Raw genomic sequence first — 13,001 nt, forward strand, 5'->3', positions numbered from 1 at the left:
GACGACACCCCCGTATGGACCGACTCGCCGATGGCGTCGGACTCGCCGTGGCCGTCGCCCGGGTCACGCTGGCGGAGAGACTCCGGTACCCGGCGGCGGCACTCGCGTACTACGGGTTCGTCTCGTTCGTCCCGCTCCTGTTGCTGGTGTTCGTCGCTGTCGGTCCGCGACTCGCCACCGAACTGTCCCGGGCCACTCCCCAGTTTCTCACTCCGGCGGTGCGGCAACTGGTCAACCAGTCGATAGCGACGGGCTCCGAGCGAACCAGTTCCGGCGTGCTCGCCGTGCTCGTGCTGGCCTGGAGCGGGGCGAACTTCGTCGGGGACGTCCGGACGGTCGTCGAGCGCATCGAGGGAGGCATCGAGAGTACGGTCCGCCACTGGCTCCGCGACGCCGTCGTCGTCCTCGGGAGCCTCGGGGCGGCCATCCTCGCCGTGGGTGCGACGAGTATCTTCTTCGCACTCCCGCCGAACAACGCCCTCAATCAGGTTTCGGCGTTCGTCGGCCTGTGGGTCGTCCTCTCGTTCGTCTTCCTCCCGCTGTACTACGTCCCGTCGACCGTGGTGACGTCGCCGCGGGCCGCGGTCCCCGGCGCGACCATCGCCTCGCTCGGCTGGACCATCATCCACACCGGCATCCACTTCTACGCGGTCAACGCCGGGAGCTACGCCGTCTTCGGCGTCCTCAGCGGCGTCGTCGTCATCTTCACGGCGCTCTACCTGTCGGCCTCGGTCCTGCTCGTCGGCATCGTCGTCAACGCCGAGGCCGCCGCCAGGTCCGTCGGCAGTAGCTAGCTCTGTCGGTCCCACATGCCGGCGGTCCCCCGAAGCCCACGGCGGCGAGACGGTACGAATTCGTGTCAACTGTGCGAACGTTTGTGGCCGTCGACCGTGAACGGACACGATGGTCAGCGATGTCCAGTAATCCATACGGTCAGTTCATGGGCGTCCCGATGAGCAGAGACGACGTCGACGCGCTGTTGACGTCCCGAGGGTACGGCATCGTCTCGCTCTGCCGCGAGGGCGCGCCGTACAGTCTCCCGATGTCGTTCGGGTACGACGGCGACCACGTCTACTTCGGGTTCATCGAAGACAGCCCGGACCCGACGAAACTGGAGTACGTCGAGGACGGTGCGACGGTCAGACTCCTCGTCACGGACGTCCGCGGCCGGTTCGACTGGCGGAGCGTCGCCGTCACCGGGCCGGTCGGGTCGCTCGACCGCGACGACGAGGCGGAGTGGGGCCACTTCGTCGACACGATGGACGACAACGCGTGGTTCCTGCGGGCGTTCGAGCGGTCCGACGCGGTCGAGGCGATCCACGGCTGGGAACTCGCCCCCGACGAGGTGCGGGGCATCGAGCGGACGGAGGAGGTCTACGAGTAACGAACGGAACGGTCTTGACGGGTCGTCACGCCAGCACGAGCGCGTACCGGTCGAGCGAGCGGTGGACGCGGTGACGGAACCGGTCCTCGACGGTCCAGCCGGCCGCCTCGGCCGCCTCGTCCCACTCGCGGTCGGCGACGAGGACACAGCGCGGCGCGACGCGGTGCGCTTCGCTCAGCGCCTCGGTCACGAGGTCTTCGAGGTCACCGACGACCTTCGACTGTCTGCCGTACGGCGCGTCGAAGACGACGGCGTCGCAGGAGTCGTCGGCGAACGGAAGACGGGTCGCGTTCGCGCGGGCGACGTCGAAGTCGACCGGTGGGTCGCCGACGCCGTCGCCAGCGTCTCCGTCGGTGGACTCGCCCGCGCCGCCGAGCGCCGCCGAGAGGTTCTCGTGGGCACCGCGGACCATCTTCCACTGGGCGTCGCTGCCGACGACGTCCGCGCCGACGAGGCTCGCCTCGATGAGCACGCCGCCCGTCCCGCACATCGGGTCCAGAACCCGGGCACCGGGACGCGCGCCAGCGATGTTGACGAGCGCTCGGGCGTACATCGGGTCCATGCTCCCCGGCTGGAAGAACGGCCGGTCGCTGGGGAGTCGCTCGCCGAAGCCGCGGTCGGTGCGCTCGGCCAGCCAGCCGATGGCACAGACCGTCTCGCCGGGTTCGGCGTCGTCACCGTCGTTCGAGCGTCGGCCGTCGTCGCCCGCCACCCGGGCGAACAGCGCCCGCAGTTCGTGGTCCGGGTCGTCGAGGTCCACCGCGAACCCGCGTTCGACGAGGACGCTCCCGAGTTCGCGTTCGACCTGCTGGGTGGAGACGTCCGTCAGGCCGCGCACGTCGTTCGCGCGAACCGCGACGGTGCCGTCGTCGAGCGGCCCCTCGCGGTCGGAGACGACCGGCAGGCTCTCGCGCTCGATGCTGGCGGCGTCGAGGAGCGTCCGCGCGTCGGCGACGGTCACCCCCTCGCGCCCCTCGCCGCGCGTCCTCCCGACCAGTCGGCTCGCGCGGTGGGTGAGCGCGAGCGTCCGCACGCGGTCGGTGACGCCGCGTGCGGTGGCGAGACCGGCGGCGAGCGGTCGGACGGCGCTGCAGGCGCTCGCCGCCTCGCGCCGGGCGAACCGGTCGTCCTCGCCACCGAGTTCCAGCACGTACACATCCGCGCTCGTCCGGGGGCGGGCAAGAGCGTGCCGGTATCCCCGGAAAAACCACGAAACGGGACCTGTCAGTGCGACCCCCACACACTTATAAAGGTTAAATACGTGGTTTAAGTCGTGTCAATGACCGACCCCAAGGAAACCATCAACATCGAGAACGTGGTGGCCTCGACGGGCATCGGCCAGGAGCTGGACCTCCAGAGCGTCGCGATGGACCTCGAAGGGGCCGACTACGACCCCGAGCAGTTCCCCGGTCTCGTCTACCGCACCCAGAACCCGAAGAGCGCCGCGCTCATCTTCCGCTCCGGGAAGATCGTCTGTACGGGCGCGAAGTCGACCGACGACGTCCACGAGAGCCTGCGCATCGTCTTCGACAAGCTCCGTGACCTCCAGATTCAGGTCGACGAGGACCCCGAAATCGTCGTCCAGAACATCGTCACCTCGGCCGACCTCGGGCGGACGCTCAACCTCAACGCCATCGCCATCGGCCTCGGCCTGGAGAACATCGAGTACGAACCCGAGCAGTTCCCGGGGCTGGTCTACCGCCTCGACGAACCGGACGTCGTCGCGCTGCTGTTCGGGTCGGGCAAGCTCGTCATCACCGGCGGCAAACAGCCGGTCGACGCCGAGCACGCCGTCGACAAGATCGTCTCCCGGCTCGAAGACCTCGGTCTGCTCGACGGGTAACGCAGGCTACAAACCGCTCGACCGCAACATCATCGTATGATTCCGGCGCAGGTGGACGTGACGGGCGGCGGCGTGCTGGCCATCGTGGTCACGTTTCTGGCCGCGTGGCTGTTCTACTCGATCGCACTCCACCTCGCGGCGACGTTCTTCCTCGGCGAGGTACCGACCCAGCGCGCGGCGACGGCCGCGTTCGCCCCCGCGCTGTTCTCGATGCTGCTCCAGCTCGGGCAGATCGGCGGCCGGGACATCCCCATCGCCGTCTTCATCGTGCTCACGTTCCTCGCCGCGCTGTTCGCCATCCACCTGGTGTACCGCCTGCGGTGGTCCAGCGCGGCGATGCTGACGCTGCTGTACTTCGCGTTCTCGTTCGCGCTCGGCCTCGCCGTCTACAACATCATCTCGTTCCTGTGAGCCCCAGATGAGCGCCGACAGCCCCCTCCGCGCCGCCGACGGTCGACTCCGGATGACCATCAGACTCGCCGTCGGCAGCGTCCTCATCGTCCTCGCCAGCGTCCTGGTCGCCCTCAGCGGCGTCTCGCTCCTGGGGAGCCTGGTCGGCGAGGTGGGGCGAGGCGGGCAGGTCGTCACCGTGGGCGTCGGCGCGACGCTCGGCATCCTCTTCGTCGCCCGCGAGGTCGACCACCGGACGTGGAGCGACCTCGGCCTCGCCGCCGACCGTCGCTGGGGGGTCGACCTCGCCGCCGGTCTCGCCCTCGGCGCACTGCTGATGACCGGCGTGTTCGTCGTGCTCGTCGGCGGCGGCTGGGCGCGAATCACGCAGGTCGGCGTCCCGGACCTCACCGACTGGCTCGGAACGCTCGGGCTCTTCCTCGTCGTCGGGTTCTACGAGGAACTCTTCGCTCGCGGGTGGCTCCTGACGAACGTCGCGGAGGGGTTCCGCACGCTCGGCGACCGCCTCGCCACGGCCATCGCCGTGTTCGTCTCGGCGGCCGTCTTCGGCGCGCTCCACGGCGCGAACCCCGGCGCGACGCTCGCCAGCACGCTCGGCATCACCGCCGCGGGCGTCTTCCTCGGCGTCGCGTACGTCCGCACGACGAGCCTCGCGCTCCCCGTCGGCGTCCACGTCACCTGGAACCTCTTCCAGGGCGCGGTCTGGGGGTTCCCCGTCAGCGGCATCGCCACGCCCGCGACGTTCGTGGCGACCGCTCGCTCCGGACCCGAACTCGTCACCGGCGGGTCGTTCGGCCCGGAGGCGAGCCTCGTCGGCCTCGGCGCGTCGGTGGCGGGCGTGTTCGCCGTCGTCGCCTACGCGCGCAGCCTGTCGATTCGACTGCCCGACGCGCTGGCGTGGGCGACGACGCCCACCCTGCTCGACGACTGGCTCGACGGTCGAGCGCGGAGCGACGGCGACGACGAACGGTGAGACGACGTCGAACTGCGAGCGCTGCGACTACTCCACCAGCCGCTCGATCTCCGTGACGAGGATGCCGCTCGCGCCCTCCTCGCGGAGGCTGGCGATGGTCTCGAACACGTCGCGTTCGTCGACGACGACGTGGACGGCGAGCATCTCGCTGTCCTCGCCTGCGACCTCCATCACCGTCGGACCGCCGAGACCCGGAATCACGTCCTCGACGGCGTCGAGCTTCTCCCGGGGCACGTTCATCATCAGGTAGCGCTTCCCGCTGGCGGCGATGACCGAGTCGAGTGCGGTCCGGACCTGCTCGACCTTCTCGCTCCCGACGGCGTCGGGCCGGGCGAACAGGCGCACCGAGGAACTCATCACCTCGGCGACGACCCCGAGGCGGTTCATCCGGAGCGTCGTGCCCGTCGAGGTGATGTCGACGATGGCGTCGGCGATGTCGACGTGCGGCGTCAGTTCCGTCGCGCCCGACACTTCGGCGATGTCCACGTCGACGCCCTCCTCCTCGAAGAACTCGCGGGTGATGCGCGGGAACTCGGTGGCGACCGTTCCTCCGGCGAGGTCCGCGACGGACTCGACGCCCGACTCCTCGGGCGCGGCGAGGACGATGCGACACTGGCCGAACTGCAGGTCGAGCAGGTCCGCCAGGTCGGTGCCCGACTCGCGTTGCTGGTCGAGGCCCGTGATACCCAACTCGGCCGCGCCGTCGGCGACGTACTCCGGGATGTCGGCGGCACGGGCGAACAGCACCGTGACGTCCGGGTCGACGGTGTCTGCGTACAGCTTCCGGTCCGCGCCGTCCACGAGGTGCAGGCCCGCGCGTTCGAGCAGTTCGATGGTCGGCTCGTGCAGGCGGCCCTTGTTGGGGACGGCGATTCGCATTGGTGTCTGGTGCAGTGGAGAGAGGTTGTGTGTTTCGCCGCTAGGATCTGGTGGTGGTGTGACGAGCGAGGACGACTAGGGCGAGGATATCTCCGAAGCCCTCGGCCCAACGACTACCGGAAGCCTCGCTTCACTCGGCTTCCGTCGTCCCACTCGCTTCGCTCGCGGGACTCGCGCGACCACGCCTGCGCTCCTCGCTCGCGTCGCTCGCTGCGGTGCTTGACGGGTCGTGCGTCGTCCTTGGGCCTCGCCCTTCGAGTCCGCCAGGAACTGGCAGCCCTGCCGTTCCCCGAGTCGCGCGGTCGCTGGCGCGACACGCGCTCCCGGCCACCGCAACCGAAACGGCTGGCCGCGCGCTCGTGCGCGGCCGACGGAGTCGGGTAGGCGCGGTGCGGCCTTGGCGGATGAAAGGGCGAGCGCTCTCGTTGGCTCCCGGGCGACGTAAGCACTGGAACGAGGCGAAGCTGAGTGAAGCGCGCAGCGAGCCCCGGAGTCACGAGAGTGCGAGGGCTTTCCGTTCTCGTTCACTCACGAGTCCCTGACGCAGAAGACACATCCAACACCTAGACCCGATACACTGACACGGCCACCGCGAAAACCCGCCCACATGACCACGCTCGGAGTCGTCGACGGGCAGGTGCTACGACCAGACCTGCGCATCGAGGAAGCGGACGTACTGGTCGACCGGGAGTCGGGCGAGATAGTCGATGTCGACCCCGAGGTCGGCGCGAGCGCCGACGAGACGCTGGACGCGAGCGACTCGCTCGTGATGCCGGGTCTCGTCAACGCCCACACCCACGCCGCGATGACGCTGCTTCGAGGCTACGCCGACGACAAGCCACTCGAATCGTGGCTCCGCGAGGACGTCTGGCCAGCCGAGGCAGAACTGACGCCCGAGGACGTCGCCGCCGGGACGAAACTGGGGATGCTGGAGATGATTCGCTCGGGCACCACCGGCTTCGTGGACATGTACTTCGAGGTGCCCGACGTCGTCGCCGCCATCGACGAGTCGGGGATGCGCGCCCGCGTCGGTCACGGCGTCGTCACCGTCGGGAAAGACGACGAGGCCGCCCACGAGGACGCCGCGGAGTCCATCGCCGTCGCGCGGGAGTTCGACGGGGCGGCAGACGGCCGCGTCCGGACCGCGTTCATGCCCCACTCGCTGACGACCGTCCGCGAGGACATCCTCCGCGAGTACGTCCCGAAGGCCCGCGAGGAGGGCGTCCCGGTCCACCTGCACGTCAACGAGACGGCCCACGAGGTCGACCCCATCGTCGAGGAACGCGGGGTGCGACCGGTCGCGTACGCCCGCGAAGTCGGTCTGTTCGACCCGGAGTCGGAGGAACGGGACTTCCTCGCCCACGGCGTCCACAGCGACGCGAGCGAGGTGGAAGCGCTCGCCGAGGCCGGCGGTGGCGTCGTCCACTGCCCGGCCTCGAACATGAAACTCGCCAGCGGGATGGCTCCCGTGCAGGCGATGCTCGACGCGGGCGTCCCGGTCGGACTGGGCACCGACGGCGCGGCCTCGAACAACGACCTCGACCTGTTCGGCGAGATGCGCGACGCCGCGATGGTCGGGAAACTCGCCAGCGAGGACGCCAGCGCCGTCGCCGCCCCGGACGTGGTCCGCATGGCGACACGGGGCAGTGCGACGGTCGCGGGCCTCCCCGGCGGTAGCGTCGAACCGGGCGCGGCCGCCGACCTCGCGGTCGTCGGCCTCGACGCCCCGCACCTCACGCCCGCCCACGACCTCGTGAGTCACCTCGTCTACGCCGCGTCGGGACGCGACGTGCGCCACACCGTCTGCGACGGGCGGGTGCTGATGCGCGACCGCGAGGTCCAGACGCTCGACGCCGAGGCGGTCCGGCAGGCGGCCGAGGAGCGTGCGTTCGACCTCGTCTCGCGGGCGGAGTAGCACTGCGAAGTGTCTTAGATAACGGATAGTCACGATTCCAAGATAAACGACGAGAGCGACGTTTGAACGTTCTAACGCTCCCTCGGACCTCCGTTCGTTCGTCGTGAACCGTGGGGAACCCTTCGAACTACCAGACTGACTTATCTCCATATCATTCATGGAATCGAACGCAATGGCAGGGAATCATAGACTGTTCGCGGCGTTCGCGACGGCGCTACTCGTGGTCGGTGCGCTCTCCACGGGCGCGGCCGCACTCCAGAGTGACACCAGTGAGGGGCTCGCGGTCGACGTGAGCCAGTCCGACTCGGTGACCGTGCTGGTCACGGACAACGGGAGCGCGGTCGAGAACGCCTCGGTCGCGGTCGAGGCACCGGTCGTGAACAACTCCACGTACGCGGGCGTCGGCGACTACACGACGGGGCCGAACGGCACCGTCGACCTCGCGACGCCCGAGGAGAACGTCACCATCACCGTGGCTGCCGAGTACGGCAACCAGACGGTGACGACGACGGCGACGCTCGTCGCCGACGGCGAGCCGAAGAACTTCGGTGAGCGCGTCTCCTCGTTCGTCCAGCAGCTGAAGAACGCCGGAACGGACGGCAACACGTCGCTCGGCCAGATCGTCTCCGAGTTCGTCACCGAGAACAACCCCGGCGCGGACCACCGACCGGACCACGCCGGTCCGACGGCCGCGGGTCCCAACGATGCGGGTAACGGGTCGGCGGACGACGACCGCGGCCGCCCCGCTCACGCCGGCAACGGTAACGGGAACGACAAGAACGACGACGACGAGACGGACCGCAACGAGAACGCGAAGAAGAACCGGGGGAAGAAGTAGCGAGACGAGCCCCCCGAAAGACGATCTTCGTCGCCGACGTCTCCACCCGTCGGCAGCCAGTCGGCGTCCCCACGACGCCGCTGGTCCACCTGCGACGTCCCCACGGCGTCGCGGTACTGTTCTGGCAGCGTCCCCACGGCGCTGCCACCTGGTCGGCGTCCCCACGACGCTGCCTGCCAGTTCGCGTCCCCACGACGCCACTGGCTCACACTGTTCTCACGACCGCGTAGCGGTAGCGTTTTCCTGTCACCCTCGGACGTTCGGACCATGACCGAGACCGTCAGCGAGTACCTCACGACGGCGACCGCCGACGAGGAGTCGGACGTCGCCTTCGAGAGCCTCGCGGCCGCACGGGAGTCGGGGCGCAAGAAGATCGACTGGGCACGCCAGCACATGCCCATCCTCGCCGCGCTGCGCGAGGAGTTCGAGGAGTCGACGCCGTTCGAGGGCCAGCGCATCGCCATGGCGATGCACGTCGAGGCGAAGACGGCGGCACTGACCGAGACGCTCGCCGCGGGGGGCGCGCAGGTCGCCATCACCGGCTGTAACCCGCTGTCGACCCACGACGACGTGAGCGCGGCGCTCGACGCCAACGAGAACATCGACTCCTACGCCAAGCGCGGCGTCGACGACGAGGAGTACTACGAGGCCATCGAGGCGACCATCGCCCTCGAACCCACCGTCACCGTCGACGACGGCGGCGACCTCGTCCTGCGCATCCACGAGAAGCACCCCGACCTCATCGACGGCATCATCGGCGGCTGCGAGGAGACCACGACGGGCGTCCACCGCCTGCGGGCGATGGACCGCGACGGCGCGCTCGACTACCCCGTGTTCGCGGTCAACGACACGCCGATGAAGCGGCTGTTCGACAACGTCCACGGCACCGGCGAGTCCTCGCTGGCGAACATCGCCATGACGACGAACCTCTCGTACGCCGGGAAGAACGTCGTCGTCGCGGGCTACGGCGACTGCGGCCGCGGCGTCGCGAAGAAGGCGAGCGGGCAGAACGCCCACGTCATCGTCACCGAGGTCGACCCCCGGCGCGCCCTCGAAGCGCACATGGAGGGCTACGAGGTCTGTTCCATGCAGGAGGCCGCCGAGAAGGCCGACGTGATTCTGACGACGACGGGCAACCGCGACGTCGTCACCCGCGAGCACTTCGAGGCGATGCCCGACGGCGTCCTCCTCGCCAACGCGGGCCACTTCGATATCGAGGTCAACCTCGACGACCTCTCCGACATGGCGACCGAGGAGCGCGAGGTCCGCGACGGCGTCCGCGAGTACGAACTGGAGGACGGCCGCCGCCTCAACGTGCTGGCGGAGGGCCGCCTCGTCAACCTCGCCGGACCGCTCTCGCTGGGCCACCCCGTCGAGGTGATGGACCAGAGCTTCGGCGTCCAGGCCGTCTGCGTCCGCGAACTCGTCGCCGCCGACAAGGGCGGCCTCGGCGACCGCATCGCCGAACGCGTCCGCGACCGACTCGGCCGCGGCACCGGCCTCTCGCCGGTCGGCGAGCGCGACTACGACGCGGGCGTCCACGACGTCCCCGACGCGCTCGACCGCGAGGTCGCGCGCATCAAGCTGAACGCCGAGGGCATCGGCATCGACGACCTGACCGACGAACAGGTCGAGTACATGGACGACTGGCAGCACGGGACGTAAGCGCTCGAAACTCCTCGAATCGGCCGCTTCGGAGCCCCTCGTGGCTCGCTCCTCACCGCGCGCTCACAACACTCCCGCTACCCCGTCGCCCTCTGCTACTTTCACCGCGCTCTCCACGCGCTTAAGCCGCTCCGGCCGAGAAGCAGGCACATGCCGGGCAACAGGAAGGGGGACCGCCGCGAGCGGGAACTCGTCAACGAACTCCACGACCGGGGGTTCGCGGTCATGCGTGCCCCCGCGAGCGGGTCGAGCACCGACCGCGAACTCCCCGACGTCCTCGCCGGCAACGGCGACGTCTTCTACGCTATCGAGGCGAAGGCATCCAACGGACGACCCATCTATCTCACCGGTGAAGAGGTCGAGGCGCTGGTCTACTTCTCGCAGAACTTCGGTGCGAAACCGCGTATCGGCGTCCGCTTCGACCGCGAGGAGTGGTTCTTCTTCCACCCCGCGGACCTCTACGTCACCGACGGTGGCAACTACCGCGTCAAGCAGGAGACGGCGCTCGCCGAGGGGACCGACATCGAGGAACTGACCGGCGGCAGCGCGCAGACGAAGCTCTCGGGCGACTGAGGCGCAGAAAACGAACGTTTCGGCGGTGACCGCTGCCGCTCAGGCCGGTGCGAGGTACTCGCCCGCATCGGTCGGGTCGCGGTCCGGTCGGGGGGCGACGCGGTCCAGTCGCGACAGCGGGAACGAGTACTTCCGCAGGTCCGCGAACGGCGTGTCCGGGTCGCCCGAGAACGGGTACACCGCCCGGACGACCGGGTCGTCACGCGGGTAGTACCGGTTGTTCGGGTAGTCCGCGACGGTCGTCTCCTCGCTGTCTCCGCCGTCGAAGTCGGCGAGCGTCCCCTGCCGCGGGACGGTCACCTCGTCGGCGCGGTCGTCGGTCGTCTCGACGACGACCAGGAGCGCGTCCGTCTCGCGGTCACGGACCGTCGTCCCCGACGGGAGGCGACAGTCGTCGCAGACCGCCGGGTCGTCCTCGTGGACGAACGCGTCGCGACCGCAGGCGAGACACTCGATAGCACGGTGGCCCGGAGCGGGGACTCTTCCCCCCGTTATTTCGAGTGCAACTCGGCGGATGTGCTTGCAGCGTTCGCCGCGCATCTGGTGGTCCGGACAGCTACATTTCCCGTCGAGCAGGTCGACTGCGTACGTGTGCCCGCTGTCGCTCTCTATCTCGTATATGCCGCCGCCGATGGCTGTGACGGCCATCTTCTCGGTCCACGCGCGGGCGGCGCGCGGGTCGAGACGGCTCGTATCGGGGGCGAGCGCTCGTCGCTGTGACGCTGGTGTGTGTTCTGGTGGCGTCATGGTTCTGGTTCGGGAGACGGTCCGCTCCGCTCCACAGGAAACGTAGGTCCCCGAGACGTATCAACCGCTCGCTCGCACCTGCCTGGCCGCGGAGTTCGGGTAGAATGGAGGTGCTCGGCCGGTTCGGTCGAGCGTCACCCTGGATGCACGGTCTCGGCGACCGAGAGCGCGCTTCGAAGGGCTTTTGCTGTGACCGTCGGAATCGGCGGGTATGGCTCTGGACCGGGAGACAGTGACCGAAATCGCCGTCTCCGTCGTCTCCGTCGGACTCTTCATCGCCGCCGTCGTCTTCGTCGGCAGCACCTACAACTCGGACGGACTCTCCGGCGACGGCGCGTTCGCACTCATCGGCGCGATAGCGGGGTTCGTCGTGCTCTTGACCGTCGTCGCGTTCTTCCTCGCCCGACAGTAGCGCGCGACGACCCGGTCGGTGCTCCTCGGACTCTCGCGGTTCTCGCTCACTCGCTAGCGTTCGTTCGCTCCGGAAGACTCGCTCCCGCTCGTCTTCCGTGCTCCCGCTCGTTCCACTCGCGGGAACTCCGAATCTCGCTACTCCTCACGGCTCCTTTCAGTCGCCGTTCGTATGCCGAGATTCTCGTTCGCTCGCTGCGCTCGCTCACTCCGAATCTCGCTACTCCAACGCCGCAGCGTAATACTCCAGCGGGTGGTCGAATCCGGCACAGCCCTCCTCGTCGCAGTCGCCGTACGCCTGCATCGTCGCGCAGCTCGGGGGCGGGTAGAGACCGCCGTCGAGTCGCTCCGCGGCGTAGGCCAGCGAGTCGTCGGTCGCTCCGACGAGCGTCGTCACGGCGTCGGCGTCCATACCGAGTGCGGCGAGGAAGGAGACGAGCGCGAACCGACCGGACGACGAGAGCGCGTCCTCGTCCTCGCTCCGTGCCTGCTCTAGCAGGTGCTGCATACACGGCGGGAACGAACCGGGGTCGACGCGGTCGAACGAGCGGGGGTAGGTCGCGGTGGCGAGCGCGGACTCCACGTCCCGGACGACCGGTGCCAGCGGGTCGGCTATCTCGTCGGGGACGGTCAGCGGGAGACCCTCGGCGACCCGGCGCTCGATGGCGCGTTCGAGCAGGTCGTAGAGGTCACGCCGGGTGACCGTCACCCAGCCGTCGGCGAGTTCGCGGGTGACGAGTCGCCACCGGTCGCCGCTCGGCGCGAGGTCGAGGTACGTCCCGACCGCGACGCGGTAGTCGTCGTCCCGACTGCGGACGACGCTCGCGAGGTCGAACTCGCGCAGGACGGTCTCGACGGTGAGCGGGTCGCCGCCGAGCGTCGACTGCCGGCCGCGCTCGAACTCCTCGACGAACCGCTCGTGGGCCGTCGCGGCCTCGCTGGCGGCGTACTTCTCGACCGCACCGGGAGCGTCGACGAGCGAGACGAGCACGCGGGCGATGGGGTAGGACAGCACCTCCGTCCGGGCGTCGACGCGCTGGTCGCTCTCCTGTTCGACGTCGCCCGCGACGAGCGCTCGCTGGACGCGTTCGCGCCCACGCTCGACCGCCGGGTGGCCCTCGCGGACCAGCGTGACGAGGTCGACGTCCGCCTCGCCCACCGCCTGGCGTGCGCTCTCGAAGAACGGGTAGCGCGCGTGGTGGGCGTCCATACTCGCTCCATCGGGCGCGCGCCGATAAGTACGGCGGTCAGTGGGTTCGGTCGCCGTGAGCCTCCCCCAGCGATGGGTGTCTCGGTCAGGCATGCAAGTTAATGTCTGGCTCTCCGTAGAGGGAGAGAAGATGGGCAACGAGATGCTTGGTA

The 13,001-nt window shown here is 69.2% G+C and carries 14 protein-coding genes; 10 read left to right on the forward strand and 4 right to left on the reverse strand.

The genetic code is table 11. The annotated features are described in order from the left end of the window. Nucleotides 1–14 precede the first annotated feature (14 nt). Together MX571_RS04140 and MX571_RS04145 are read left to right on the forward strand one after the other, a co-directional pair. Nucleotides 15–794 carry a YihY/virulence factor BrkB family protein gene (locus MX571_RS04140; RefSeq protein ID WP_247414320.1) on the forward strand — a complete coding sequence of 260 codons (780 nt, stop codon included), beginning with the start codon at nt 15–17 and terminating at the stop codon, nt 792–794. A 119-nt stretch (nt 795–913) separates the two neighbouring features. Next, nucleotides 914–1,384 carry a pyridoxamine 5'-phosphate oxidase family protein gene (locus MX571_RS04145; RefSeq protein ID WP_247414321.1) on the forward strand — a complete coding sequence of 157 codons (471 nt, stop codon included), beginning with the start codon at nt 914–916 and terminating at the stop codon, nt 1,382–1,384. A gap of 25 nt (nt 1,385–1,409) precedes the next feature. Here the strand turns inward: MX571_RS04145 and MX571_RS04150 are convergent, their stop codons facing one another. Further along, a complete protein-coding gene (locus MX571_RS04150; RefSeq protein ID WP_247414322.1) occupies nt 1,410–2,540 on the reverse strand; it encodes a methyltransferase domain-containing protein in 1,131 nt (376 codons plus the stop codon). 123 nt (nt 2,541–2,663) lie between these two features. Here MX571_RS04150 and MX571_RS04155 point away from each other — a divergent pair, with 123 nt between their 5' ends. The 3 genes from MX571_RS04155 to MX571_RS04165 are packed head-to-tail and all read left to right on the forward strand — an operon-like array spanning nt 2,664 to nt 4,611. Beyond that, complete coding sequence (locus tag MX571_RS04155; protein ID WP_247414323.1) at nt 2,664–3,227, forward strand: TATA-box-binding protein; 564 nt, start codon at nt 2,664–2,666, stop codon at nt 3,225–3,227. A gap of 36 nt (nt 3,228–3,263) precedes the next feature. Next, nucleotides 3,264–3,638, forward strand: a complete 375-nt coding sequence (locus tag MX571_RS04160; protein ID WP_247414324.1) for a DUF7473 family protein — start codon at nt 3,264–3,266, stop codon at nt 3,636–3,638. A 7-nt stretch (nt 3,639–3,645) separates the two neighbouring features. Beyond that, nucleotides 3,646–4,611 (forward strand): CPBP family intramembrane glutamic endopeptidase, encoded by a 966-nt coding sequence (locus MX571_RS04165; protein ID WP_247414325.1) that lies wholly within the window; start codon nt 3,646–3,648, stop codon nt 4,609–4,611. 27 nt (nt 4,612–4,638) lie between these two features. On the opposite strand, the gene hisG is transcribed toward MX571_RS04165, so the two are convergent. Continuing rightward, nucleotides 4,639–5,490 carry an ATP phosphoribosyltransferase gene (gene hisG, locus MX571_RS04170; RefSeq protein ID WP_247414326.1) on the reverse strand — a complete coding sequence of 284 codons (852 nt, stop codon included), beginning with the start codon at nt 5,488–5,490 and terminating at the stop codon, nt 4,639–4,641. 607 nt (nt 5,491–6,097) lie between these two features. Between hisG and MX571_RS04175 the strand changes: the two genes are divergently transcribed. The 4 genes from MX571_RS04175 to hjc all read left to right on the forward strand — a co-directional run bounded on the left by MX571_RS04175 (nt 6,098) and on the right by hjc (nt 10,481). Then, nucleotides 6,098–7,405, forward strand: a complete 1,308-nt coding sequence (locus tag MX571_RS04175) for an amidohydrolase (RefSeq protein WP_247414327.1) — start codon at nt 6,098–6,100, stop codon at nt 7,403–7,405. Between the two features lie 172 nt (nt 7,406–7,577). Then, nucleotides 7,578–8,243 carry a hypothetical protein gene (locus tag MX571_RS04180; protein ID WP_247414328.1) on the forward strand — a complete coding sequence of 222 codons (666 nt, stop codon included), beginning with the start codon at nt 7,578–7,580 and terminating at the stop codon, nt 8,241–8,243. Nucleotides 8,244–8,510: 267 nt separating this feature from the next. Further along, nucleotides 8,511–9,908 (forward strand): adenosylhomocysteinase, encoded by a 1,398-nt coding sequence (locus tag MX571_RS04185; protein ID WP_247414329.1) that lies wholly within the window; start codon nt 8,511–8,513, stop codon nt 9,906–9,908. A gap of 150 nt (nt 9,909–10,058) precedes the next feature. After that, on the forward strand, nt 10,059–10,481 hold the full coding sequence (gene hjc / locus MX571_RS04190) for a Holliday junction resolvase Hjc (protein WP_247414330.1): 423 nt from the start codon (nt 10,059–10,061) through the stop codon (nt 10,479–10,481). 39 nt (nt 10,482–10,520) lie between these two features. On the opposite strand, the gene MX571_RS04195 is transcribed toward hjc, so the two are convergent. After that, nucleotides 10,521–11,228: an SWIM zinc finger family protein gene (locus MX571_RS04195; RefSeq protein WP_247414331.1), complete on the reverse strand. Its 708-nt coding sequence runs from the start codon at nt 11,226–11,228 to the stop codon at nt 10,521–10,523. Between the two features lie 211 nt (nt 11,229–11,439). Here MX571_RS04195 and MX571_RS04200 point away from each other — a divergent pair, with 211 nt between their 5' ends. After that, entirely contained in the window at nt 11,440–11,640 is a 201-nt protein-coding gene (locus MX571_RS04200) for a DUF7472 family protein (protein ID WP_247414332.1), read from the forward strand. Between the two features lie 219 nt (nt 11,641–11,859). On the opposite strand, the gene MX571_RS04205 is transcribed toward MX571_RS04200, so the two are convergent. Further along, entirely contained in the window at nt 11,860–12,849 is a 990-nt protein-coding gene (locus MX571_RS04205) for a DNA primase large subunit PriL (protein WP_247414333.1), read from the reverse strand. Nucleotides 12,850–13,001 lie beyond the last annotated feature (152 nt).

This window comes from Halomarina salina, assembly GCF_023074835.1.
GTDB classification, from domain to species: Archaea; Halobacteriota; Halobacteria; order Halobacteriales; family Haloarculaceae; genus Halomarina; species Halomarina salina.

What these genes read in the sequence shown, in the direction of transcription:
- MX571_RS04140 (WP_247414320.1), top strand. Translation starts at nt 15, where the DNA reads ATGGACCGACTCGCCGATGGCGTCGGACTCGCCGTGGCCGTCGCCCGG.
- MX571_RS04145 (WP_247414321.1), top strand. Translation starts at nt 914, where the DNA reads ATGTCCAGTAATCCATACGGTCAGTTCATGGGCGTCCCGATGAGCAGA.
- MX571_RS04155 (WP_247414323.1), top strand. Translation starts at nt 2,664, where the DNA reads ATGACCGACCCCAAGGAAACCATCAACATCGAGAACGTGGTGGCCTCG.
- MX571_RS04160 (WP_247414324.1), top strand. Translation starts at nt 3,264, where the DNA reads ATGATTCCGGCGCAGGTGGACGTGACGGGCGGCGGCGTGCTGGCCATC.
- MX571_RS04165 (WP_247414325.1), top strand. Translation starts at nt 3,646, where the DNA reads ATGAGCGCCGACAGCCCCCTCCGCGCCGCCGACGGTCGACTCCGGATG.
- hisG (WP_247414326.1), bottom strand. Translation starts at nt 5,490, where the DNA reads ATGCGAATCGCCGTCCCCAACAAGGGCCGCCTGCACGAGCCGACCATC.
- MX571_RS04175 (WP_247414327.1), top strand. Translation starts at nt 6,098, where the DNA reads ATGACCACGCTCGGAGTCGTCGACGGGCAGGTGCTACGACCAGACCTG.
- MX571_RS04180 (WP_247414328.1), top strand. Translation starts at nt 7,578, where the DNA reads ATGGCAGGGAATCATAGACTGTTCGCGGCGTTCGCGACGGCGCTACTC.
- MX571_RS04185 (WP_247414329.1), top strand. Translation starts at nt 8,511, where the DNA reads ATGACCGAGACCGTCAGCGAGTACCTCACGACGGCGACCGCCGACGAG.
- hjc (WP_247414330.1), top strand. Translation starts at nt 10,059, where the DNA reads ATGCCGGGCAACAGGAAGGGGGACCGCCGCGAGCGGGAACTCGTCAAC.
- MX571_RS04195 (WP_247414331.1), bottom strand. Translation starts at nt 11,228, where the DNA reads ATGACGCCACCAGAACACACACCAGCGTCACAGCGACGAGCGCTCGCC.
- MX571_RS04200 (WP_247414332.1), top strand. Translation starts at nt 11,440, where the DNA reads ATGGCTCTGGACCGGGAGACAGTGACCGAAATCGCCGTCTCCGTCGTC.
- MX571_RS04205 (WP_247414333.1), bottom strand. Translation starts at nt 12,849, where the DNA reads ATGGACGCCCACCACGCGCGCTACCCGTTCTTCGAGAGCGCACGCCAG.